23 protein-coding genes are annotated in these 23,733 nt (G+C 35.3%); 13 read left to right on the top strand and 10 right to left on the bottom strand.

Going from position 1 to position 23,733, the window contains the following annotated elements:
- Positions 1–60: 60 nt before the first annotated feature.
- Complete coding sequence (locus tag MOK21_RS10350) at positions 61–612, bottom strand: Rpn family recombination-promoting nuclease/putative transposase (RefSeq protein ID WP_249073854.1); 552 nt, start codon at positions 610–612, stop codon at positions 61–63.
- Positions 613–838: 226 nt separating this feature from the next.
- On the opposite strand from MOK21_RS10350, the gene MOK21_RS10345 reads away from it, so the two are divergent.
- Positions 839–1,144: a hypothetical protein gene (locus tag MOK21_RS10345; RefSeq protein WP_249073853.1), complete on the top strand. Its 306-nt coding sequence runs from the start codon at positions 839–841 to the stop codon at positions 1,142–1,144.
- A gap of 268 nt (positions 1,145–1,412) precedes the next feature.
- Here MOK21_RS10345 and MOK21_RS10340 read toward each other — a convergent pair whose 3' ends face one another.
- Complete coding sequence (locus MOK21_RS10340; protein ID WP_249073852.1) at positions 1,413–2,405, bottom strand: LLM class flavin-dependent oxidoreductase; 993 nt, start codon at positions 2,403–2,405, stop codon at positions 1,413–1,415.
- Positions 2,406–2,478: 73 nt separating this feature from the next.
- The gene (locus MOK21_RS10335) at positions 2,479–2,904 is read right to left on the bottom strand and encodes a hypothetical protein (protein ID WP_249073851.1); all 426 of its coding nucleotides are present in this window, start codon (positions 2,902–2,904) and stop codon (positions 2,479–2,481) included.
- 214 nt (positions 2,905–3,118) lie between these two features.
- Between MOK21_RS10335 and MOK21_RS10330 the strand changes: the two genes are divergently transcribed.
- The 9 genes from MOK21_RS10330 (at position 3,119) to MOK21_RS10290 (ending at position 12,468) form a co-directional block, all read left to right on the top strand.
- Positions 3,119–3,886, top strand: a complete 768-nt coding sequence (locus MOK21_RS10330) for a TSUP family transporter (RefSeq protein ID WP_249073850.1) — start codon at positions 3,119–3,121, stop codon at positions 3,884–3,886.
- Between the two features lie 543 nt (positions 3,887–4,429).
- On the top strand, positions 4,430–4,948 hold the full coding sequence (locus MOK21_RS10325) for an RNA polymerase sigma factor SigV (protein ID WP_249073849.1): 519 nt from the start codon (positions 4,430–4,432) through the stop codon (positions 4,946–4,948).
- Positions 4,941–5,831: an anti-sigma-V factor RsiV gene (gene rsiV, locus MOK21_RS10320; protein WP_249073848.1), complete on the top strand. Its 891-nt coding sequence runs from the start codon at positions 4,941–4,943 to the stop codon at positions 5,829–5,831. The genes MOK21_RS10325 and rsiV overlap by 8 nt, the downstream gene beginning before the upstream one ends.
- A gap of 306 nt (positions 5,832–6,137) precedes the next feature.
- Entirely contained in the window at positions 6,138–7,262 is a 1,125-nt protein-coding gene (locus MOK21_RS10315; protein WP_249073847.1) for an endospore germination permease, read from the top strand.
- Complete coding sequence (locus MOK21_RS10310; protein ID WP_249073846.1) at positions 7,262–8,719, top strand: spore germination protein; 1,458 nt, start codon at positions 7,262–7,264, stop codon at positions 8,717–8,719. Before MOK21_RS10315 ends, MOK21_RS10310 begins: the two co-directional genes overlap by 1 nt.
- Positions 8,716–9,873 carry a Ger(x)C family spore germination protein gene (locus MOK21_RS10305; protein WP_249073845.1) on the top strand — a complete coding sequence of 386 codons (1,158 nt, stop codon included), beginning with the start codon at positions 8,716–8,718 and terminating at the stop codon, positions 9,871–9,873. The genes MOK21_RS10310 and MOK21_RS10305 overlap by 4 nt, the downstream gene beginning before the upstream one ends.
- A 394-nt stretch (positions 9,874–10,267) precedes the next feature.
- The gene (locus MOK21_RS10300; RefSeq protein WP_249073844.1) at positions 10,268–11,020 is read left to right on the top strand and encodes a TerC family protein; all 753 of its coding nucleotides are present in this window, start codon (positions 10,268–10,270) and stop codon (positions 11,018–11,020) included.
- 198 nt (positions 11,021–11,218) lie between these two features.
- Positions 11,219–11,851, top strand: a complete 633-nt coding sequence (locus tag MOK21_RS10295) for a Bax inhibitor-1/YccA family protein (protein ID WP_249073843.1) — start codon at positions 11,219–11,221, stop codon at positions 11,849–11,851.
- A 107-nt stretch (positions 11,852–11,958) separates the two neighbouring features.
- Positions 11,959–12,468, top strand: a complete 510-nt coding sequence (locus MOK21_RS10290) for a ferritin (RefSeq protein ID WP_249073842.1) — start codon at positions 11,959–11,961, stop codon at positions 12,466–12,468.
- 51 nt (positions 12,469–12,519) lie between these two features.
- On the opposite strand, the gene MOK21_RS10285 is transcribed toward MOK21_RS10290, so the two are convergent.
- Both MOK21_RS10285 and MOK21_RS10280 read right to left on the bottom strand, forming a co-directional pair.
- On the bottom strand, positions 12,520–13,827 hold the full coding sequence (locus MOK21_RS10285) for a DUF4179 domain-containing protein (RefSeq protein WP_249073841.1): 1,308 nt from the start codon (positions 13,825–13,827) through the stop codon (positions 12,520–12,522).
- Positions 13,828–14,337 (bottom strand): sigma-70 family RNA polymerase sigma factor, encoded by a 510-nt coding sequence (locus MOK21_RS10280; RefSeq protein WP_249074094.1) that lies wholly within the window; start codon positions 14,335–14,337, stop codon positions 13,828–13,830. It lies immediately after the preceding gene.
- 834 nt (positions 14,338–15,171) lie between these two features.
- Here MOK21_RS10280 and MOK21_RS10275 point away from each other — a divergent pair.
- The gene (locus tag MOK21_RS10275; protein ID WP_249073840.1) at positions 15,172–15,402 is read left to right on the top strand and encodes a hypothetical protein; all 231 of its coding nucleotides are present in this window, start codon (positions 15,172–15,174) and stop codon (positions 15,400–15,402) included.
- On the opposite strand, the gene fabF is transcribed toward MOK21_RS10275, so the two are convergent.
- Positions 15,385–16,620, bottom strand: coding sequence for a beta-ketoacyl-ACP synthase II (gene fabF, locus MOK21_RS10270; protein ID WP_249073839.1), 1,236 nt, complete (start codon positions 16,618–16,620; stop codon positions 15,385–15,387). The two genes, MOK21_RS10275 and fabF, sit on opposite strands and share 18 nt — an antisense overlap.
- Before the next feature lie 122 nt (positions 16,621–16,742).
- Here fabF and MOK21_RS10265 point away from each other — a divergent pair, with 122 nt between their 5' ends.
- Positions 16,743–17,597: a helix-turn-helix transcriptional regulator gene (locus MOK21_RS10265; RefSeq protein WP_249073837.1), complete on the top strand. Its 855-nt coding sequence runs from the start codon at positions 16,743–16,745 to the stop codon at positions 17,595–17,597.
- Between the two features lie 189 nt (positions 17,598–17,786).
- Here the strand turns inward: MOK21_RS10265 and MOK21_RS10260 are convergent, their stop codons facing one another.
- The 4 genes from MOK21_RS10260 to MOK21_RS10245 form a co-directional block, all read right to left on the bottom strand.
- Positions 17,787–18,968 (bottom strand): iron-containing alcohol dehydrogenase, encoded by a 1,182-nt coding sequence (locus MOK21_RS10260; RefSeq protein WP_249073835.1) that lies wholly within the window; start codon positions 18,966–18,968, stop codon positions 17,787–17,789.
- 61 nt (positions 18,969–19,029) lie between these two features.
- On the bottom strand, positions 19,030–20,451 hold the full coding sequence (locus tag MOK21_RS10255) for an aldehyde dehydrogenase family protein (protein WP_249073834.1): 1,422 nt from the start codon (positions 20,449–20,451) through the stop codon (positions 19,030–19,032).
- A 103-nt stretch (positions 20,452–20,554) separates the two neighbouring features.
- Positions 20,555–21,544, bottom strand: coding sequence for a LacI family DNA-binding transcriptional regulator (locus MOK21_RS10250; RefSeq protein WP_249073833.1), 990 nt, complete (start codon positions 21,542–21,544; stop codon positions 20,555–20,557).
- Between the two features lie 110 nt (positions 21,545–21,654).
- Entirely contained in the window at positions 21,655–22,875 is a 1,221-nt protein-coding gene (locus tag MOK21_RS10245) for an RtcB family protein (RefSeq protein WP_249073832.1), read from the bottom strand.
- Between the two features lie 321 nt (positions 22,876–23,196).
- Here MOK21_RS10245 and MOK21_RS10240 point away from each other — a divergent pair, with 321 nt between their 5' ends.
- Entirely contained in the window at positions 23,197–23,610 is a 414-nt protein-coding gene (locus MOK21_RS10240; protein WP_249074093.1) for a methyltransferase family protein, read from the top strand.
- Positions 23,611–23,733: the final 123 nt, after the last annotated feature.

The following is a 23,733-nucleotide window of genomic DNA, read 5'->3' as shown; positions in this document are numbered from 1 at the left end:
TAACATCCTCTAAGAACTCCTTTCCGATCCCGTGACATCCGCCGGAGGCTTTAACTTCTTTCAGCTTTTGCTGAAAGAAGTTAATATATCATCAAGAACATCCAGCTTTTCTTCACGCCAAAGAGTAATAAACTTATTCATCTCAATAAAATGAATTTCCAACACATCTTCTTTTGGCATTAACCTCGTTAATATTTTGTCTTCATAAAGATGATACGTACTATGATAAGCTTTATTATCTTTAAACATTGTAAAATTACATATATTGATTGTAATGGTTGGGCGTAACTCACTGTACCCCATCCCTCTAGTTAGTTGTGACTCATACATTTTTGCCCAATAATATAGCGTTCGCTTTGTCATATCATGCTGATTGGATAGTTGAATTTCTACATTAATTAAATCACCATTTTGTGTTTTAACAAGAATATCAAGACGAGATTGTTTATCGTCTTGATATTCACCGCCCAATTCATGTTGAATAAATGTTACTTCTTTAATAGTATCTCTTCCAGTTAGCTTTAAAACTGCATTCAAAAATACAATAGTTATTTTTTTATTTTTCTCACTACCGTTTTCTAATGGAATTCTTCGTATTGCTTTTCGATTCATCAGAGATCACCTCATTTTTATTACTATCATTTATAGTATGTGTAATCTACTAGACCTCTTTACAGCATCAAAAATGTTTTTTGAACATACATTTTTTTAAAGATCCACACTCTTAATATAGACGAGCTTGTTTCCAAAAAGATTTATGTTTTCGAAATAGGTTTATATAACAAGAAATATTTATGAATAGATGGTAAAATAATGACAAAGAATAAGGTGGGATTTGATGGCTGAAAATATTTTATTAATTATTTTAATCATTCCCTTATATGGTTCGATAATTTGGTCTTATTTTTATCCTGAAGAAAGTTTATTGTTCGGAAAAAGGTGGATGTACAAAGAAGAACCAGAGTTATCTAATGCAGTTATCCGTTATACTAAATTTACATCAATGATAGGCATGATTGGATTACCCATCGTTATAATTGGTTTCATCTTTGATATTTTCATTCTTAAATTCTCATTGGCGGGTTTTATTTTAGTAGTGGTAATTGGGGCATTTAAAATATTTACAGATGAAAAAGATTACTAAACCGAAGGAAAATTTCCCAAATGTGATTTGTCATTGAAAAATATGATCTAGGGGGCAGGACGCATTGTAAAAACTCCTTTAAGATCATATTCAAAAAGACAATAGTAACAAAGCGTTTAGAAGCAAATAGATTTAATCAAAAAAGCTATGTTCACGGAACATAGCTTTTTTTGTTATTTTAGATGATTCATAGAGTTTTTCGCTAGCAAATTAGAAACTTCTATTGTTGTTTAGTAGGTTTTGCTTAATGCCACTAACACTGTATAGTTCATATTAATTCCTTTGCCATTAACTTAAAAGTATTCAAGCGACTTTCTAGTGCATATTGATTGCAGTTTAGCATCACTTCATCAAATCCATAATGTTCTTGCTCTGTTATTAAAAATTCAGCGATTTCCTTAGGAGTTCCGACAAGATTGGCTTTTCGATTATTAGCAATTGTCATTTTGTCCATCTCTGACAGTGGATAATCTTTTGCTTCCTCAGGTGACATTGCTTGAATGATTTGTCCTTTCATGAGATGAAGACGTGTAATATCAATTGGCTTGGCCAAATATTCCGCTTCTTCTAAAGTTTCTGCAACTGTCGCCGCATAGGTAACGATAATTTGTGACTTCTCCATATAATAGGACGGTATAAAGTAATCTCTATACGTATCAAATATATCCTTTGACATATTGCCAGTGAAAAACTGTGCATATGAATAACCTACACCAAATCGTCCTGCTTGCATGGCACTTTGACCACTAGAACCAAGCAACCAAGCCTCAGGTAATTGGATATTAACTGGTGCTGCTATCACTTGATCATAGACATCTTCACCTGTTTTTTGATTATTCATCAGTTTTAAAGTTATTTCGAGCTTATCGTATTGCTCGGTAAAACGTTGTCTTCTTCCCTCTGCTAATGCATAAATAGAGGCATGGTCGCCACCAGGTGCTCTACCGACACCAAAATCAATACGATTCGGTGCCAAGCCACTTAACGTTTTAAAAACCTCTGCGAGCTTATATGGAGAATAGTGCATCATCATTACGCCTCCAGTACCGATACGAAGACGTTTTGTTTTCGCTGCTAAGAAAGCGGCTGTAACCTCGGGAGCTGAACTTGCCAACGAATGACTATTATGATGCTCTGCCAACCACATACGATGATAGCCTAGCTCTTCACCTAAAAGTGCAATTTGTTCTGTACGCTGAAAGGCTTCCTCAACCGTATGACCTTTCGGAACAGGCATTTGATCTAAAATACTTAATCTCATTGAAAACACCCTCTCTGTCTAAGCACTCCTCTCTACTGTAATATAGTAAAGTCTTTATACAAAGCAAAAGACCTTACTCATAGGCGAGCCGCTTTGAATGCCATGTTTCATAAATCATGCCAATAAGCAACCGGTTTTGTACGGGACTCAAAACGACATCATTAAATTTCATCGCATAAGCAGTAAATTCTTTTGTTTGTTCATCCACTACGAACTGTAAAATGGCATGTCCTTTCTCACCTTCAAATGTAATATCACCTGATAATTCGACAACATGCTCGCCTGTTTTGGCCTGATAATATCGCCAATATGGTTCAAAAAATGCGTAATTAAATGCATTTCGAACAGAAACATCTGAAAAATTCTCCAAATACCCTTCTTTTACTATATCAATATACTCATTATCTGTTATATCTTTTTTGGCATTATACACACATCCGACAAGTAGCCCCATAACTACTACACAAACAAATACTCTTACATGATTCCCTAAACTCAAATGTCATCATGCCCCCCTTAACGAAAAACATCATTAACTACATAATACATTAAAATATACACATAAAGTAGAATATTTTTGAATTTTACAGAATTTAAAAATATCTAAAAAGATCTAATTCTCGCAATTAACAAAAAGAACATTGTAAAGCTATTTACAGTCACTTTTCATTTCGCTACTATAAATTATTATTATAGAAAAGAGATGACCTACTGTGCCTTTTGATTTAGATGTAAACATCTTACTCATTCTTATTTTTTTTGGCTTTCTAGCCGCATTTATCGATTCTGTTGTAGGAGGCGGTGGACTTATTTCATTGCCTGCTCTTATGTTTGTTGGTCTTCCACCATCTGCTGCCGTGGCTACTAACAAGTTAGCGGGCACTATGGGTTCATTAACGAGCACCATAACATTTTACCGCTCTGGAAAATTGGATCTTAGATCGGTTTATATATTGTTCCCTTTTGTTTTTATAGGTTCAATGATTGGTGCATGGATTGTCCATCTTATGGATCCGAGCGTTTTAAAGCCGCTCATGCTTGTCATGCTAGCTGCTGTGGCTATTTATACTATTTTCAAAAAAGATTGGGGTAGCATTTCTACCTATAAAAAGTTAACACCTAAGCGTTTTGCATTTTTTGTTGTGATCATAACCTTCATCGGCTTCTATGATGGCTTTTTAGGACCAGGGACAGGCTCGTTTCTACTATTCGCCTTTTTAATAGTTGGCTTTGACTTTTTAAAATCTGCAGGAAATGCCAAATTTTTAAATTTCGGAAGTAATATCGCCGCCCTTCTTATGTTTATATACTTAGGGCAAATAAATTATGCCTATGGTTTACCAATGGGACTAGCTCAAATTGCTGGTGCAATTGTTGGTTCTAAATTTGCCATAAAACGTGGTAGCGGGTATGTACGTAATTTATTTATCGTTGTGACAATTCTATTACTTTTAAAAAATACATATGACTATTTTTCATAATTGATTCGTTATATCTATTAAAACTAATTTAAGCGATGCAATTATATTCATTGCACCGCTTAAATAGTCAGTAGACACGCTTATTTCGATAACCTTCTTAGGATATGTTTTGGTGTAGTGAATTAAGTTAAGGGCATTTTCTTCGATAAAACATTCTATCAATATAGAAGTTCCCCCTGTGCTTCACATAACATCCAGGTGTCGTAATTTCTAATTTTAACCAATTTACTCTTTCCTCTTTCTAAGCAATTGTAAAAGGTTTATAATTTGCTATGATTTTTCTCCAATTTAAAATTAGTAATGAACAACAATATAAGCAAGGAAAGTTGAAATAAAGTACAACTTTAACCAGCGATGGTATTTTTCTTTCCCCTACGAATTATTTTAATTTTACAGTCAGTGAATGCTGAAAAAGTACTCATTACTTATCTTTGAAGAAAAGCAAAATAAGATAAGTTTTTTTTACCTTCAACTTTTTTTCCCCTTTCATACGTCTAGTAGATGTATACAATTTGAAAATGTTAAAAAGGAGCTTCTTTGGACATGAAAACAAGAAATGCATTTCAACATGAAGAGGTGTTTGTCCAGTTAATTCGTGAACAGAAAGAACGTTTTTACTTGCTAGCGTATAACTATACAAAAAATGAACAGGACGCACTTGATGTTGTACAAGACAGTATTCAAAAAGCAATGCTTTCTCTTGATCGACTAGAAAATGTCGAGTATATGAGAAGCTGGTTTTATAAAATCGTCGTACGTACAGCCATAGATTTTTTACGTAAGCATAAACGCTTACAGGTGACAGACGATGATACATTGCAATATTTAACTCCTGCACAAGAGGATGTTTACGAAAATGTTGATTTAGAGCATGCGTTAGATGAATTACCTATAATGTATCGTGAAGTTGTCATTTTACACTATTTTGAAGACTTAAAGCTCGCTGATGTTGCAAATATCCTTAACATTAAGCTGAGTACCGCTAAATCACGTCTTTATAAAGCGTTAAAACTATTGAAAATCCAATTACAAGATGTGAAGGGAGAAACAGCACATGGATGAAAAATTAAAAGAATTAGAAAAGCAATATAATGAGGTATCTATCCCAAAGGAGCTTGATTTTGTAGTTGAAAACGCTCTAAAACAAGGTAAAAAGAAAAGAAAAAAACGAGCACCACAATGGTTACTTGGATCCGCGGCGGCCGCAATGCTTTTTACAGCTGGTTTAAATGTCAGCCCTGCGATGGCTAAAACACTTTCAGACATTCCGGTTGTTGGTAGCGTTGTTAAAGTCTTAACATGGACTGAATATAAGGTAGCAGAGGACTCCTATGATGCTGACATAAAAGTTCCTTCTATTGAAAACCTAGACAATAAAGATCTTGCTAATGCTTTAAATGAAAAATACCGTTCTGAAGGAAAAGCACTATATGATGACTTTATTGCCGAAGTAGGCGATTTAAAAGCGAACGGTGGCGGTCATTTGGGAGTAGACAGTGGTTATGATGTGAAAACAGATAATGATCAGATCTTGTCTATTGGTCGTTATATCGTTAATACAGTTGGATCTTCTTCTACAGTCATGCACTACGACACAATTGATAAACAAAATGAAATTTTAATTACACTACCGATGCTATTCAAAGATGATCATTATATTAAAACGATCAGTGAAAACATTAAGGAACAAATGCGTGAACAAGCTGCTGCATCTAACCAAGAAAAGGTATACTGGTTAAAAGGAGCAGGTATTCCTGATGAAGAAGTTTCAGATGAATTTACAGCTGTTAAAGCCGATCAACAATTCTATATTTCCGATAAAGGTAAGCTTGTTATCTCCTTCGATAAATACGAAGTAGCGCCTGGCTATATGGGTGTTGTGGAATTCGAAATTCCAACTGATGTCTTAAAAAATGATCTTGTAAGCTCTACGTATATTCATTAATCATTTGACTATAGAGTGAAACTTTTATCTGCGGGGATTCTTGTATCCCGTAGATGATGTCTTCGCCAATCGGACTTTTACAGGCAGTTTTTCTCCTAAAAGGAAAATTACTCATAAAAAAACAAAAAGCGAGGTATTTGACAATTCAATCGTCAAATACCTCGCTTTTTTCTTTCATAAACGTGTTAGGAGCGACAACCTCAAGAAGGTTTTAAATTCTTCATTTACGGGTAATTTGCCACGCTTATAATCCTCTCACTTTTTGTCTAAGCTAAAGTGTATCAATTAACGTTAGAGGGTTTTCATATGAAAGGTGTAGGATCAATTAGTATTTTACATGTTGTCTTCTTATCTATGACTGTCATCGGCTTAAAAAATCACGTGACAATTATTCCACCGATACTCCATGTAGTAGGGAGAGATGGTTGGGCATCTGTAATAATGGCCACTGTTATTATCTTCTTCTGGCTATTTCTTTTAGTTTATATTCAAAAAAAGATGAATCATGAGCCTATTAGAGACTGGTTAGATGGGAAAATTGGGAAAACCGGCTCTACAATTGTCACTTATATTATCGTAATTTTTTTACTCATTTTAGCTGCCTTTACTATGGTTGAAACTTTGCAATGGGTAAATACAACATTTTTACCTGAAACACCGGTCGTTATATTACTACTCATTTATACAATTCTCTGTATTTTACTCGTTACAACAAGCTTACAAACCATGGTTATTCTTAATGTCTTTGTACTATTTGGTGTAGTAGTCTTTGGTTTTTTTGTAGCATTCACAAATATACAGGTAAAAGAATACGAGTTATTACGTCCATTTTTTGAACATGGATTTCAACCCGTCGTGAAAGGGATGGTTTACCCGGCATCCGGATTTATTGAATTAATATTGCTTTTATTTTTACAGCACCAATTTAAGGACCGTCTTCGTTGGTACCATTTTGGCATCATACTTGTCATTTTAATGGGACTTACGTTAGGGCCACTTATGGGCGCAATTGCAGAATTTGGTCCAACCGAGGCTTCAAAGCAAAGGTATCCTGCTTATGAAGAATGGGGACTAGTATCGATTGGTCGCTATATTGAACATCTTGACTTTTTCTCTATTTACCAATGGCTTACTGGTACATTTATACGAGTTAGCTTTATCTTATATATCATTGCGGATTTATTGAAAATGACTGGGGATCCAAAACAAATTTGGAGAATGATCGCTCCCCCCTTCTTTCTACTTTGTTTACCGCTAATTATTTTAAATGAAAACATATTTTTGAAGGTAAAAGGGAACTATATATTGACCATTACTTTTATTTTCTTTTTCCTTTTGTCAATTTTTTTCGTAATAGTAGCTTTCTTTTCAGGAAAGCCTTCCAATAAAGGGCAACCTGAAAAACAAGAGATGGAAAGTGGTGAATCATAATGCCTCAGCAAGAGAAGGCGATAGACCTAAACACTTTAAAAAAACTATTTCAAAAATCAGCGGATATTCAATTTCAGGAATATACATTCAATCAAAAAAGGGTTCATTTCATTACCTGTGATGCAATGATCGATCAGCAGCTGCTTAATGAAGTCATAATTCGCCGTGTTCAATTTCTTTATGATCATTTAGCTGACGTACCGTTAGAAGAAAATATTACAAATCAACTTCATATCCCTACCCTTCAAAAAGTCAAAGATAAAGAAGAAGCTATTACCTTTGTCTATACTGGGTTCCTACTGCTTTATTTTGAAGAGGAAGAGCTTTTATATGCTAGTAGTATTGCGAAAAAGCCTAATCGAAATCCTGAAGAAACGAGGATGGAAGTTCTCGTTAAGGGGCCAAGGGATAACTTTATTGAAGACATTCGTGTCAACATTGCCCTATTACGAAAACGTTTACCTACGAATTCATTTTGTGTAGAAAAAGTGGAGTTAGGAAAACGTTCAAAAACAACCGTGGCAATACTTTATTTTGACGATATTGTCGACATGGATATTTTACATGGCATAAAAAAACAACTGGCATCTGTAGATACAGATATTGTCTTTAGTGGAGATATCTTAATGGAGCGAATTAATAAAAACTCCAAGCTTTTCCCTAAATTCGATTACACTGGACGACCCGACTATGCTATTCAAGCACTAGTTAGAGGACGTTTTCTCATTTTCGTCGATGGCGTAGCATATGCCATTGTTACACCTGTAAACTTATTTTTATTATTAAAATCCGCTGAAGATAATGAATATCCCATCGTTTTCAGTTCTATAGAACGAGTTTTGAGGATTCTTGGCATATTAATTGGTTTGCTATTACCTGCTTTTTGGCTCTCTCTGACAACTTATCACCAAAATCAGTTACCGTTTCAGCTTTTAGCTACAGTTGTCCAAGCAAAAACGGGATTACCTCTCCCCTCCTCTCTCGAAATGCTAATAATGCTACTTATGTTTGAATTGTTTCGAGAAGCTGGGTTACGTCTGCCTTCTGTAATCGGAGGTACAATAAGCGTTGTTGGAGGTTTAATTATTGGTGATGCGGCTATTCGCGCAGGTGTAACGAGTCCAGAAATGATTGTGGTTATTGCCATCTCCACAATTGCATCATTTACGCTTGTCAACCAATCTCTTGTCACAACCATCAGTATATTGCGTGTAACGTTTATACTAGCCAGTGCTTTTTTAGGTTTATTCGGATTTTTCATCTCCCTATACTTTACACTTCTTTACTTATGTAACATCCGGATCTATGGTTACTCTTACATGAATCTTGCAACAGATTTAAATTGGATGACGATTAAAAAATCGATCTTCCGCTTATCGCCAAAAGGTTACGCTGAGCGTAATAAAGCACTTGCACCTCAAGATAACACTCGTACCTCAAGCAGGAAGAAACAATGAACAAGCAATTAATTTTATTTACAAGTTTAGCTACTTCACTACTTCTTTCAGGTTGTTGGGATGTTACCGAGCCTCAAAGAATGTATTATGTTGATGGCCTTGGTATTGATTATAAAGATGGTCAGTATGAAGTATACTTACAATTAATTAACTTTACCAAGGTTGCTAATTCTGAAAATCCTAATTCTCAAGCAACACAAGCAGAGGTTGGACAATCTAAGGGAAAGACGTTAGAAGATGCTCTTTTTAAATTATTTCGATCTATCGACCAAAAAGTGTTTTGGGGTCATATGACTTACATTATTTTCTCCGAAGATGCAATGAAAGATAAACATGCCATCTCTATTATAGATAGTTTATTACGGTATAGGGAAACAAGATATCAAATATGGGTTTACTGTACACAAGATCCTATAAAAGATATCCTTCTAATAACGCCGATTTCGAATAAATCCCTAACATTAGGAAAGCTTAGTAATCCTTTAAATACTAAAGATCAAGAAACATTTGTCGAGCCCATAAATTTCCGAAATTTAGTTATTGGCTTAAATGAACCAAATCATGAAATTGGGATCCCTTATATAACAATCAATAAAAACTGGGCAACTGCAGATCAGCAAAGACAGGATACTGCTTTTACAGGGATCGGCGTACTTTCCTTAAAAGGTTTGAAAGGCTTTATTACGAATGATGCTGCAAGAGGGATGCAATGGATGCAAAATCGAACACATAGAGGAGCAATAACGTTTAAGTTAGAAGATAACGAAACAAATTATTTAACGGCAACATTGGAAAAAATAAAAGTAGACATCAAACCACTTGTTAAAAATAATCAAGTAACATTTGAGGTAGTAGTAAAATTAAATGCAACGTTAAACGGTTTCGAAACAACTTTATCTGAAGACGAAATCAAAAAAAAGATTAAAAATGAAGTAAAGAAAGAAATTAAAACCACCTATGAAGAAGCATTAGCAAAAGATATTGATATTTATCGCCTTTCTGAACAATTATATCGGAAAAATATGAAGGCATGGAAGAAACTAGAGAAGGATGGGAAAATCCCATTAACATCTAGTTCTATTAGTAAATTGAACATATACGTAAACCAAGTAAATTCAGGACGTAAAACATTTACAAGTACACTGAATAAATAATCAAAAAAATACCTAGGCACATATCGAATTGCTTTTCTCTAAGAACTGTTATGAAAAGTCTAAATATAGCTCTACATTTTGATTTGCAATTGACGATTAGCATGCTATAATTCATGTATAAAGAATTGAATAGCTTTTGACAATTATGTCAAAGGGGAGTAGCTAGCAGATGTGACAAAGCATCTGATTTCACATTCGTCATTACATGGTTATTTACCATCGGGTGTGAAGGCATATTTTGGCGTACAGATATTCTGTGTAACCATTTAATTAGCTTAGCAAGACCTTTGCCTATTTTTTAGGCAGGGGTCTTTTTATTTTGCCTAAAAAAGCAAAGAATACGTTAGAAGCAGTTTATTCATTTTCTGTTCAAAGCAAAAAGGAGGAAATAAATTTGGAAGCAATTTTTCTAGAATACGCATGGGTCCTCGTCGTATTAATTGTACTGGAGGGTTTATTAGCTGCTGATAATGCCGTTGTTATGGCCGTCATGGTTAAGCATTTACCAAAAAATCAACAGCAAAAAGCATTGCTCTATGGCTTAGTAGGAGCTTTTATCTTCCGCTTCGCTGCACTATTTCTTATTACGACGCTCGTTAATTTCTGGCAAATTCAAGCCCTTGGTGCCGCATACTTATTAATCATGTCTAGTAAGCATATTTACGATTCACGGAAAGCTGCACAAAATCCTGAGGAAATTCTTGAGACTAAAAAACAATCTGGTTTCTGGATGACCGTACTAAAAGTCGAGTTTGCTGACATTGCCTTTGCCATAGATTCAATTTTAGCTGCTGTTGCCATTGCAGTTACACTACCCCATATTGGAAATTTCGATGTTGGTGGGATTAATGCCGGTCAATTCGCAGTGATGTTTTTAGGTGGTATTATCGGTGTTATTATGATGCGTTTTGCTGCTCGTTGGTTCGTGAAAATTCTTGATAAATTTCCATCGCTTGAAACAGCTGCCTTCTTGATCGTTGGTTGGGTTGGTGTAAAGCTGGCTGTTCTAACATTATCACACGAAAAACTAGGTATCATTCCACATGAATTTCCACACTCAACACTATGGAAGGCCATTTTCTGGATTGTCTTAGTTGGAATTGCCCTTGGTGGTTATTTAGTTGGTGTGAAAAACCAAAGAAAATAATTAAAATTCATACGGAAAAATAAACCTGGTCTTAGCGAAGACGAGGTTTATTTTTATCTCCAGTACTTGGCATCCAGTCGGCGGGACTCAAACCAACATTATGATAATGATACAAATTTTTTATGATTGAATCTTTTTCTAATTTGACTCGTATGTTACTATATAAAAGTTATTTTAAAAAAGAGAGGATTCTTCTATATGGCGTATGCTAAAAATCAAAACTTAAATAAAATTTTAAAACACTTTGCTTTCATGTGGGTATTGACAGTTATTGGAATGTACATCGCAACATTATTACCTCCTGCAATTGTCATGCCAATTGCTGTTATTGCTCTTGTACTTCTTCTCATTGCCATGTTTGTACGAAAACTGAAACTTGCTAATTCCATTATGTATGCAATCCCCTTTTTAATGGGTATTTTGCTATTTTGGACAACACAATTTTACATTGCTGAGCTAGGGCAACAACTTGTTCTACTTGTTTTCGTAGCGACCGTAGCTATTTTCATTGTACTAGCACTTATTGGTATGATGATGAATAAAGACGTTTCCAATTGGGGAAGCTATTTATTCACTGTCTTAATCGTCATCATTGTATTTTCAGTAGTCTTTATGTTTTTCCCTGTTAGCAACATGATTGGTTTGATTATTGCGGGAGTTACTGTTCTACTTTTTAGTCTCTATACTGTCTATGACTTTAACCAAATCCGACATAATCACGTTTCAGATTCTGAAGTCGTTGGTATGGCTTTAAATCTTTATTTAGATTTCATTAATTTATTTATTAATCTTTTAGAAGTAATTTGGCGTATTAAAAAATTATTTGATTAATTTTTTCATTGAGAATAAACATCAATTATGCTTTGCAATGCCGCCTTTTTCCGCTGTATACTATAAGAGATGCAGGAGGTATTTACTGCAAAGGGAGGAAAACTTTTATGTTATCTGAAAAACTACACACAGCACTAAACGAACAAATGAATTTTGAATTTTACTCTGCGCATGCTTATATGGCGATGGCTGCATATTGCACAGATCAAGATTACGATGGTTTTGCCAACTTTTTTTTAGTACAGGCTGAAGAAGAGCGCTTCCATGCGATGAAATTTTACAATTTCCTAAGCGATATGGGCTACCGCGCAACAATCCATGGTTTCGATAGTCCAGATAATCATTTCGAGTCTATTTTACATGCTTTCAAAACTGCCCTTTCTCACGAGAAAGAAGTGACTCGCCGTATTTATCATTTATCGGATATTGCTTTAGATGAACGCGAGCACGCGACAATGGCTTTCTTAAAATGGTTCATTGACGAGCAAGTAGAAGAAGAATCAACGTTCGATACGTTAATTCGTAAAATAGAACGCATCGAAAATGACTCTAACGCAATCTTTATGCTTGACGCTGAATTAGCGACACGTACATTTACACCAGGTGCTGACGCTTAAAATTTAATTGTAATAAAAAGAATCTGCTGTATAAGCAGATTCTTTTTTTGACTATTTCAATGGAATATCAACCGTTTGGGTTTCATCTAAAAAGTTTTCATAATGTGTGAAATAAATGCGGACTGGATTGACGACTCCCTTTATGTCATATGTTTCTGTCTGTTCGATTACGTATTCATCAGGTCTATGGTGACTTCCTGAATTACTGTAAATAGTTTTTCCATTTGCATCTATTGCGGTACCAAGTAAACTGATATTTTTATTTTTATAAGAAGTAGGGACATTCATTGTTACCATTTGCTTATTAACTTGAACTTTTAAACCTGGCAGAGATGGTTTGGATAGCACTTTCTTTTGATTAAAATCTACCTCTATAAAATCCTGACCTTTTGGCAGTGCCTTTACTTTTCCAATGAATAATGTTAAATTTTTAGGCTCTCTAAAATAATTACTTTGCATATAGATTGTTTCTTCTCCATCTATTAGATTACCTGTAGCTGTTAAGCCATTATTGATTGTCGTCCACTCCTCCCCTTTTTCATCCAATAAACGTATATCATCAAATCCTAAAATTCGCATTTCATTATTTGGGTCGAGAGCGATTGTAATACTTGTACGGAGTGGTGAAATAGAGACAGACTTGACAGTGATTTGCTGACCTTGAAAACTCATTTTTTCATTTAATATATAGGTTTTCGTTTTCGCTATCGGCTTTTTAAGTGAAAATGGGATTGTAAACTCTGTTTGTTTTTCATCTGCAAATTGTATATATAATTCAAAATTAGCATTGTCATAATTTATAGGATCCTGAAATATAAACTCAAATTTATCTTCAATCAAAGGTGTGTCCTTTTCGCTATACCAACTGTAATTTACTCCAGCGGGTAATACATCACCATTTAGACGGAGCTCCATTTTCTTAGTTTTTAAATCATGAACATCAAACGGCGCTGAAAATGTATATGGCAAAATCATTCCTGTTTCATCAGCAATTACTCCTTGAAGTGTAAATGATAAATCATTTTTTGTTTGTGACAATCCCAGTCCCTCATAATAGCTATTTTGGAGTATATCTTTGACCCCTTTATCATACGTAATCATCTCAACTAGTGGAGCAAAGCCTGGGATTTTTGCGATGGCACTAGCAAAAGCTGGAGATACACGGATGGACGATACAAACAGTAACAGTAATGCACAAGTAACTGCAATGCTTTTCCATGTACGTTGTCGATTACGCTTTTCTTTTCGGAAGCGTATGACACTTTTCCTACGCGACTTTTCTAATTGCTCATATGGAATGTCAATTTGCGCTAGTTCTTTGACAAAAGTATCATAGTCATGCTTTTTTACCTGTTTCATCTACAACTCCCCCTTCTCCGTAAAATATAGTTTTAGCTTTTTCAATGCCGCATGTAACCTCGACTTCACAGTTCCTTCCGGAATATTTTGAAGGATAGCAATATCTCGATTTTTATAGTCTTGAAAATATTTTAGAAAAATAAGCTCTTGCTGCTCGTTTGGTAGCTTCGTAATGATATCCGTTATTTCAAAACGCTCGTGATTGGGAGCGTGATCACCGATTTCTATGTCTTCCTGCAAATCAAGACGACTGCTTCTTTTACGCATATCATGACAAATATTAAGTAATATTCGGACAAGCCAAGTACCAAAATAACCTGGTTCTTTTACGGTATGTATTTTTTTTAGGCTTCGATAAGTAGCTTCTTGTACCGCTTCAATGGCATCATGTTCATTTTTTAAATAGGCAAATGCCATACGGTACATCGTCTGTTCATACTGTTTTATTAAATGTAAAAAAGCTTCTTCGTCCCCTGTTATTGCACGCCTCACCAACGCTTCTTCATCCATCACATTCACTTCCTTCTACTTATTAGACAGTCGAGCTAACATTTTCGTTCGATTTATTTTCAACTATTTGATCAATTGTAACAAATTTCATTTTCATAAAATTGTATAGAGGTGGGAAACTTCTGTACCTGTCGCTACGCTTTCGGTACAAAAACACTTGCTGAAAGAATTTAAATGTACATTAAAGCCTATTTCTCAAGCCTCTAAGTAATAAAAGATAGAGGTTGTTTTTTAAAATATTGTTGCTTTTTAACGATAAAAAGGACTGAAAGATATGTCAAAATATATATAACAAATTGTTTTAGGAATATCGCCTGGCAGTCCGTTTATATAGAAAAAGTTAAAGTTGAAAATAATAATCTTCACTTAACTTTTGAGGATCTCTTATTTGCAAAAGAACACCCTCTTAACCCTTTTGACACTAAATGGGAAACGAATGAAGCAGTATTAGTTTTTATGGCTTCAAGGTATTTGATTCTGGATATTATGATTGTTCACAAGTCAAAAAAAGTTTAGAGCCTACGATAAAGATTGTCAGCATTTCCCAATTCCGCTTTTATAGTTAATTACCGATTTTACTATTGTTACTGAAGATACAAAAGAAAAAATAAATCATTTGAGGGCTTTTCTTGAAATTTCGAAGAAGATACTTGGGGCAATTTTAAACTTCGATCTAAACGAATGGAAATGATGTGGGATTCTTTTCATAACGAATGATAAGTACAATCAACGCTTATTCTACTATTAAGGGCTTTAATTAAAGTAACATGGGATTGCCATGGGTAATTCTAATTTCTTTTTCAAACAACTCAACAGTTTTAAAGGAGGAAGTGAATGACAATATCTATTCACGATGGTGCGTTAGTAGGATACTCAGTAAATTTTTTAGAAAATGAATTGCTATTAGATATCGAAACGGAGGCAGATGAAATTGTAACTGTTACATTCGAGAATTACTTAGCACATTATTTCGATCATGTAACTATTTATTGGAATAAATCTAACCGTTTCCTTAAGAAACGGTTAGATTTAAGAGAGAAAGTTCATTCATTCGTATTTCTTTAAAACAATCGTCGCGTTATGACCTCCAAATCCGAATGAGTTAGATAAACCTGTATTTATTTTCACTTTACGAGCAACAGATGGTACATAATCAAGATCGCATAATGGATCAGGATTTTCTAAGTTAATTGTTGGAGGAACTATTCCTTCTTTTATGCTCATGGCCAAAGCAATGGCTTCCACACCGCCAGCTGCCCCTAACATGTGACCAAACATAGATTTATTTGCTGTTACTGGAATTTCATAAGCTTGTTTTCCAAACAGCTGCTTAATAGCTAATGTTTCAGATATGTCACCCACTTGTGTACTTGTAGCATGGGCACTAATAACATCTACTTCTTCAGGAGCTATGTTTGCATTTTTTAAAGCTAATCTCATTGCAAGTTGCGCCCCTTTACCTTCTGGATGTGTTGCTACCATATGATGTGCATCTGAACTCGCACCATATCCAATAACTTCTGCATAAATTTTTGCCTCTCTACATAAAGCATGCGATAAGGATTCTAAGATTAGAATTCCAGCTCCTTCTGACATGACAAATCCATCTCGGTTTTTATCAAACGGACGACTAGCTTTCGTTGGGTCATTGTTTCTTGTTGATAATGCTGTAGCATTCCCAAAGCTTGCTATTGATAAGTCTGTTACAGCTGCCTCTGTTCCACCAGCAAACACAACGTCAACTTCTCCAGAACGAATTAGTCTAAAGGCTTCTCCAATAGCTGTATTTCCAATTGCGCAAGCAGAAACTGGCGACATAGAAGGTCCCATTGCATTCCATTTAATGCTAATTTGCGCTGCAGCAGCATTGGAAATCATAGCTGGTACTAGAGCAGGGCTGACTCGTCTTGGTCCTTTCTGTCTAAGCGTATCTATATTTTCAATTAAGGTTTCAATTCCCCCAATGCCTGAACCTACGTACACACCTAATCTTTCGGAATCTATACTATCGAGATCTAACTTAGAATCTTTCCAAGCTTGGTCAGCTGCGGCCAAAGCAAATTGGGAAAAGCGATCTAAACGTCTTGCTTCTATCTTTCCTAAAATTTCATCTGCATCAAAATCCCGTATGATACCTGCAATTTTTGACTTATGATTAGTAATATCAAATGTATCAATAAGAGATATACCAGACTTGCCGTTAATTAGATTGTTCCAAAATGTTTTGATGTTATTGCCTATAGGAGAGACTACTCCCATACCGGTAATCACTACTCTTTCCACTCTTCATCAATCCAAATCAATAATATAATTGTATTTTATAATCTTTTTATCCTATTACAAGTGATTATTTATCATGGTATAATTTCCACTAGGAAAAATTGGTTTCATGAGGAGTTTTAAAAATGAATGATAAAACTAGGCTTGAGGCTTTGTCGACATTTCTAAAAGCTAAGCGTGCCCAAATCAAGCCAGAGTCAATTGGTTTACCTGCCGGAACTCGGAGAAGGACACCTGGGCTACGAAGAGAAGAGGTTGCACATTTAGCAGGTGTAAGTACTACTTGGTACACATGGCTAGAACAAGGAAGAGATATAAAAGTTTCTTCTATCGTACTTGATTGTATTTCTACAGCGTTGCAATTAAATAATGATGAAAGAGACTATTTATATGACCTGGCATTAGAAACAAAAACGGAAATTGATAATCCAAAAAAGGATCAAACAGAGCTTAGCCCTTCTTTAAAACGAATACTAGCTGAATTAACATATTGTCCTACCATCATTACAGACCGACATTGCCATATTGTGGGCTGGAATCCTGCAGCTGCTCATATTTTTTTAGATTTTGACCAAATACCAAATGATCAAAGAAATTTGATTCGTATAGTTTTCACCAGAAAAGAATTAAAAGCTTTAGCCGCTAATTGGGAACACTTTGCGAAAGGTTTTCTTGCCATATTCCGTACCTATTATGGCCACTATTTAGGCGATGAGTGGTACAACCAATTTATAAAAGAAATGAGTCATTCACATCCAGAATTTCAAGATTTATGGCAAGAGAGTCAAGTAAGTAAGGCTCCCGAAATGTTAATTGAATTTAGACATGCTAAAGTAGGTAAAATGCTGTTTAATTTAACTTCTCTTCAGGTTCAAGGTGAAATGGATTTACGGTGCAGTATCTATACACCAGTAGAGGAGACAGATACAGAAAATAAATTAAAACGATTAATGAAAAAGATTTCGGTTGAAAATAAATAAAGTAATTTCGTTATTCCATTTTCTGAAGCCACTCTTTAGTAGGTAGGTTTCTTTTTGATGTTCCCATTCACATTAAGAGGATTAGATTTTTTAAGATAAAAAGAGACAGCAATCGCTGTCTCTTATTACTGTTTTATAATACATTCACTTGTCTTTAATTTTACAGAGTAAACGTTACTCTTTACTTCTTTATAGTAACTGAGGTTCTCGAATTTCTCCATCAAATGCAGCACGATAAATGGTATAAATATCTTCTCGCTTAAGCGGCATCGGACTACGTGCTAAGATTCTTGTTTGCTTTGTTGCATCATCAGTTAATTGTTCCAGCGCTAATTCTGGTATATTAAATCCTTTTAAGGTTGACGGAATATTAACATCCTTCACAAGCTGCTTTAATGCATCTACACATTTATAAGAAGCCTCTTCTTGCGATATATACGCAGATGAAATACCCATCGCATCTAAAATATCTTTCATTCGTTTTTCGCAACTTTTGCGAATATAGCCCATGACATATGGTAATAGCACTGCGTTAGAATCTCCATGCGCAATATGGAATTGGCCACCAAGAGGATACGCTAAAGCATGTACTCCAGCAACACCCGCATTGAAAAAGGCTAACCCTGCCAAATAACTGCCATAACTCATATCCGAACGTGCTTGCTTATTCTGACCGTCATGCACAGCAGTTCGGATAGAGCCACTAATTAATTTAATGGCTTGTAGTGCAAGTGCATCCGTTACTTCATTGGCATTGACAGAAACATAAGCCTCTATTGCATGCGTTAAAGCATCTACACCTGTAGCAGCTGTCACTTTTGGTGGTAAGGAAATCGTTAACGCAGGATCAACAATGGCGACATCTGCTAATAAGTAATCATGCGTAACAACATCCTTTGTTGTGTCTAGTGACAGTACTGAAATATTCGTTACTTCTGAGCCTGTTCCAGAAGTAGTTGGAATTAAAATCTTGGGTAACCCTTTATTTTCAAGATTTTTTGTTCCCGTTAAATTTAAGTAATCTGCCACTTTTCCATCATGTGTTGCTAAAACTGCCGCAAGTTTAGCTAGATCTAATGCACTTCCTCCCCCCAAACCAATCACTACATCAAAATGATGCTTTCTTGTAAATTCAACTAGTTTTTCACCAATTGCGAGCGGTGGCTCAGGAGTAATATCGGTATAAATAGTTGTAGCGTACCCATTTTCAATTAAAGGCTTTTCAATACGCTCTGTTAAACCTAACTCTTTTAAAAATGGGTCCGTAATAATTAAAATATTATTTGCTTTGAGCTTTTCTACTTCTACTAGTAGCTGATTCAAACAACCCCAGCCTGTATAACTTACAGGAGTAAAGGTTAATTTTTGCATAATGATTCTACTCCTATCTATTCATATATATCAGCGGATGTTTGAACACCGCTGAAAGACGTTAATTGTTATTCCAAATCACTAGCTTCATTTCTGTCATTTCCTCCACTGCGTATTTGATTCCCTCTCGGCCAGTTCCGCTTTCTTTCACGCCTCCATAAGGCATATGGTCTACACGGTATGTCGGGACATCATTTATAATAACACCCCCGACCTGTAATTTTTTAGAAGCTTTAAAGGCAGTCTCGATTGAAGGTGTAAATATCCCTGCCTGTAAGCCATAATTTGAATCATTGACAGCATCAATAGCTTCTTCAACTGATGAAACAGTATTGACAATCACAACAGGTGCAAATATTTCTTCACAAGATACACGGCTATGAGAGGATACGTTTAATAGCACTGTTGGGAGTAAAATATTATTTTCAATACGACCACCAGTAATGATCTCTGCACCTTCTGCTACCGCTTCCTCTATCCATGTGACAGCACGCTGTTGCTCAGTTTCTGATATCATCGTTGCTAAATCTGTGGTTGCGTCAAGTGGGTCCCCTATCGTTAGCTGATCTATTTTTGCATTGAGTTGTTCTAAAAATTCCTCAATCATATTTTCCTTTACATATATACGCTGTAGGGAGATGCAAACTTGGCCTTGATTGGAAAAAGCCCCCATAACAATTCGGTCCATGATTTTATCGAGTTGAACCCCTTCATCAACAATAACACCAGCATTCGAACCAAGTTCTAATGTGACTTTCTTTAAGCCAGCTCGATTGCGAAGAGAAATACCTACAGCTGGGCTTCCTGTAAATGTGATCATTTTTACTTTTGGATGTGCTAAAAATGCATCCCCTACTAGTTTTCCTTGCCCAGTTACTAAGTTAAATGCACCATCTGGTAAATTTGTTTGTGCCAATAGATTCGCTAGAAAATGAGCAGATAACGCTGTTTGTGTAGCAGGCTTCAAAACAATCGTATTTCCAGCTGCTAATGCCGGTCCAACTTTGTGGGCTACTAAATTTTGTGGAAAATTAAAAGGAGTAATGGCCGCAATAACGCCCAATGGTTCGCGAATTGTATAGCCAAATCTGCCCTCTCCACTTTTAGATGCATCCATCGGAATCATTTCACCTGATAGTCGCTTCGCTTCTTCTGCTGCAAATTTGTATGTTTCAATCGTTCGATCAATTTCTGCATAAGCATATTTTAGCGGCTTAGCTGATTCTAGTGAAATGATTCTAGCTGCCTCCTCTCGATTTTCAGCAAATAGATCCGATAATTGTTCTAAAATCTCTGCTCTTTGAAATGCTGTTAACGCAGCCATTTCAGATTCTGCTGCATAAGCACTTTCAATTGCATGCTGTACATCGTCTTCAGTTGCCATAGCAAATTGTGCAACGACCTCTTTTGAATAAGGAGAATGAACCTCCATATATTCATCTGTCTTCTGCCAATGTCCATTAATAAATAAGCCCTTTTTCAAGACTCGACTCACTCCTTCGTTTGAATGGTTACGTATTCATTTCTGAAAATAAAGAAATGAATACGTAACCATTTTGTTATAAAAAATAAACTGATCTCTCAGCTTATTTTTTACACGTCGTATTTCTTGGGAAAAGTTTAACAGATTCTGTTTGTTGAATGCAAGCACTTTTTTTCTCCATTACCTCAAATAATTTTTCAATAGCAATAAATCCGAGGTTTTTCTCGGATTCTAGACCTACTGTTGTTAAGGCAATTGAATGGTGTTTACTGAGCTCAACATTATCAATGCCAATAACATTAAAATCATTAGGAACATGAAAGCCCCTCTCTAAACAAAGGTTTAATATTTCAATTGCAATTGCATCTGTTGCGGCACAAATAGCGGTAGGTCTCGTAGGAAGCATTAGTATTTCTTCAAATATTCGTTTAATATCGTTTTTGCTCGTATTTGTAAAAAAAGATGGCACGTTTTTTACCTCAATACCGCTATCTTTTAATGCATTTCTAAAGCCCTCGTACCTCCCATAAAAAGTACTTATTTCATGTGGACCGCCAATCCAGCATACATCTCGATGACCTAACGATAAAATATGATTCGTTGCTAGATAACCCGCTTCTACATTATCAATTTCAACAAAATATCTGTTTTCTTGATGTTTGCGATTATACATGATAAATGGGATGCCTAGTTTTTCAAGCTTAAAAAATAAGTCATCTTTATATAACATGGACGATAAAATAATCGCATCAGCCTTCGTTTCCAAAACAGAATTATAGATAGAATCTAAATTATCTTCCGTACCAAAATAAACATTTACCTTATATCCCCGAGCATTCACATAATTAACGATGGCCGTTGTTGTATCAACAAAAAAAGGATTATGTAAAGGCCCTGAAATCAACGTAATAATGCCTGTTTTTTTCTGTACAAGCGATCTCGCAATATCATTTGGAATATAGTTTAATTCTTCAATCGCGTTCATCACTTTTTCAACAGTTTTCGGCTTTACAAGTTCAGGAGTATTTAGCACTCTTGAAACTGTTGTTTGAGAGACACCCGCATACTTTGCCACATCTTTTGAAGAAACCAAAAAACCACCCACTTCATCTTTGTAAGCCTATTTTATACCATAACAGATAGAATGTTAATAGTTGAAGGTGGGTGGAAGGTATAGTGAATTTCTATGATTAGCCATTCTTTTTATTTTTTTCGTTTATAAGGCTTAGTCGCTTCACTAGCTTTAAAATTATAAACGGGTGTAATTACTTTTAATATATCAGCAGTTTCCTCAAGAACAGATGTAATTTCTGACATCGGCTTATACGCCATTGGGGCTTCATCTAAAGTCTCTTCATTGACGGATGTTGTCCAAATACCTTGCATCGTTTCTTTAAAATCCTCCATGTTTAATGCTTCTTTTGCAGCACGTCGAGAGTACATACGCCCTGCCCCATGTGGTGCCGAGCAATTCCAATCTACATTCCCTTTGCCAATACAAATGAGTGAGCCATCCCGCATATTCATAGGAATAACAAGCTTCTCCCCTTTATTTGCTCGAACAGCTCCTTTTCTTAACGTCATTGTTTCCGTATCAATATAGTTATGGATCGTATCAAATGTTTCGTTAAAATGCCAGTTCATATGCTTGGCGATTGTTTCGGCAATTGTCCAGCGATTCATCCGAGCATATTGCTGAGCGATTTTCATATCATGAATATAATCATCGAAATATTCACCCTCTAAATAGGCTAAATCTTTTGGTACAATTGGATTTTGCTCTTTATAAGCTTTAATCATTGCTTGAATTTCTTTCTCGCGCCCCTGATCTTTCAGTTCTCCTATTTTTACTTTTAAATCTTCCCGTTGCAATGTTTCAAAGGCTCTTTTTTGATGCCAATTTGCTACCTTAGCTCCGACGTAACGCGAGCCGGTATGGATAAGTAAGTAATGTGTACCTTCTTCATCTTTTGCAAGCTCAATAAAATGATTGCCTCCCCCAAGTGTACCAAGTGATAAATTCGTATAGTCATCCTTTAAACCACTCGCTACAAACTGCCTCCCCTCGAATTCAACAAAATGACGAGCTGGAGTTACTTCCTGATGGATACCCTGTCCACTTGGTATATGTGCTCGAATTGTAGCATCTAATTTAGAAAAGTCTATATCTGTCTCATTTAATTCAGCTACAAATACACCGCAACCAACATCAACGCCTACAAGGTTAGGGACTACACGATTTTGAAGTTGAATCGTTGTACCAATAACACAGCCCTTCCCTGCATGATAATCTGGCATAATCCGTATTTTTGTTCCTTCCATAAAGGCTTGATTTGCCAATTCTTTAATTTGATCAATAGCTGACTGTAATGCTGTATTTGAATATATTTTTGCTTCCGTGAAATGTCCTTTAATTTCTATCATTATATCCCTCCTACTATCTATACGAAATAACACTTGATTTGTTTCAATTTTCAGCATTTAAGGCTGTTTTCGAAAAAAAAGACATTTCTCAACAAGTTAAAGACTATATTGAATTTACTTGCAAATAGTTATTTCCGAAGGGATCTTCAGAAGAGGCTTCATCTTAAATACTTTTTAATGCAGGAGAAAAAAATATGTTTTTCATAGCATATGTACCTATTTTTTCTTTACTTATTATTAGAATTTTATAGAAGTTCACCTGTTAGAGAAGAAATACAAAATCGTGGTTCCAGTTTTTTTATCGGGCTAGTTTTAGCCTTGATGATAACCATTCCAGAGATCATGTATTTCTTTACATTAAAAAAGACGAATGATGCATGGCCGCTTTTTGGTGTTGTTGTCGAGCTAATCGGTGTATGGATAAGGTTTTCTTCAATGAAAATATTAGGGAGATTTTACAGTAGAAATGTCGGAATGCAGGGGGATCATCAGTTAATTCAAAACGGTCTTTATAAATATATTCGCCATCCTGGATATCTGGGGACTTTTTTAACCTTTTTAGGATTTGCGATTTCATCATCTTCGTTCATTGCCATCATCTTAAATATCATTTTATTTTTCCTTGAGTATTCGTATCGTATAAAAATTGAAGAGAGAATTCTTGTTATACTGTTTGGTGAACAATATAAACAATATCAGTCCAAAACTTGGCGAATCATTCCATTTTTATACTAGAGATGATCGGAGAAAGTTCAAAAAAGATATTTGGTCTTTACGTTAGCGTCGTACCTAAATAATTATTGTGAAAAACTGTACATAATGTAGGCATTCGTTAAATTTCAATCGCGAACTATGAAA

The organism is Lysinibacillus sp. BPa_S21 (assembly GCF_023337795.1).
GTDB lineage: Bacteria > Bacillota > Bacilli > Bacillales_A > Planococcaceae > Lysinibacillus.
The sequence above is the reverse complement of the archived record's forward strand: the minus strand, read 5'-3'. Positions and strand labels throughout refer to the sequence as shown.

What these genes read in the sequence shown, in the direction of transcription:
- MOK21_RS10350 (WP_249073854.1), bottom strand. Translation starts at nt 612, where the DNA reads ATGAATCGAAAAGCAATACGAAGAATTCCATTAGAAAACGGTAGTGAG.
- MOK21_RS10345 (WP_249073853.1), top strand. Translation starts at nt 839, where the DNA reads ATGGCTGAAAATATTTTATTAATTATTTTAATCATTCCCTTATATGGT.
- MOK21_RS10340 (WP_249073852.1), bottom strand. Translation starts at nt 2,405, where the DNA reads ATGAGATTAAGTATTTTAGATCAAATGCCTGTTCCGAAAGGTCATACG.
- MOK21_RS10325 (WP_249073849.1), top strand. Translation starts at nt 4,430, where the DNA reads ATGAAAACAAGAAATGCATTTCAACATGAAGAGGTGTTTGTCCAGTTA.
- rsiV (WP_249073848.1), top strand. Translation starts at nt 4,941, where the DNA reads ATGGATGAAAAATTAAAAGAATTAGAAAAGCAATATAATGAGGTATCT.
- MOK21_RS10315 (WP_249073847.1), top strand. Translation starts at nt 6,138, where the DNA reads ATGAAAGGTGTAGGATCAATTAGTATTTTACATGTTGTCTTCTTATCT.
- MOK21_RS10310 (WP_249073846.1), top strand. Translation starts at nt 7,262, where the DNA reads ATGCCTCAGCAAGAGAAGGCGATAGACCTAAACACTTTAAAAAAACTA.
- MOK21_RS10305 (WP_249073845.1), top strand. Translation starts at nt 8,716, where the DNA reads ATGAACAAGCAATTAATTTTATTTACAAGTTTAGCTACTTCACTACTT.
- MOK21_RS10295 (WP_249073843.1), top strand. Translation starts at nt 11,219, where the DNA reads ATGGCGTATGCTAAAAATCAAAACTTAAATAAAATTTTAAAACACTTT.
- MOK21_RS10290 (WP_249073842.1), top strand. Translation starts at nt 11,959, where the DNA reads ATGTTATCTGAAAAACTACACACAGCACTAAACGAACAAATGAATTTT.
- MOK21_RS10285 (WP_249073841.1), bottom strand. Translation starts at nt 13,827, where the DNA reads ATGAAACAGGTAAAAAAGCATGACTATGATACTTTTGTCAAAGAACTA.
- MOK21_RS10280 (WP_249074094.1), bottom strand. Translation starts at nt 14,337, where the DNA reads ATGGATGAAGAAGCGTTGGTGAGGCGTGCAATAACAGGGGACGAAGAA.
- MOK21_RS10275 (WP_249073840.1), top strand. Translation starts at nt 15,172, where the DNA reads ATGACAATATCTATTCACGATGGTGCGTTAGTAGGATACTCAGTAAAT.
- MOK21_RS10265 (WP_249073837.1), top strand. Translation starts at nt 16,743, where the DNA reads ATGAATGATAAAACTAGGCTTGAGGCTTTGTCGACATTTCTAAAAGCT.
- MOK21_RS10260 (WP_249073835.1), bottom strand. Translation starts at nt 18,968, where the DNA reads ATGCAAAAATTAACCTTTACTCCTGTAAGTTATACAGGCTGGGGTTGT.
- MOK21_RS10245 (WP_249073832.1), bottom strand. Translation starts at nt 22,875, where the DNA reads ATGATAGAAATTAAAGGACATTTCACGGAAGCAAAAATATATTCAAAT.
- MOK21_RS10240 (WP_249074093.1), top strand. Translation starts at nt 23,197, where the DNA reads ATGATAACCATTCCAGAGATCATGTATTTCTTTACATTAAAAAAGACG.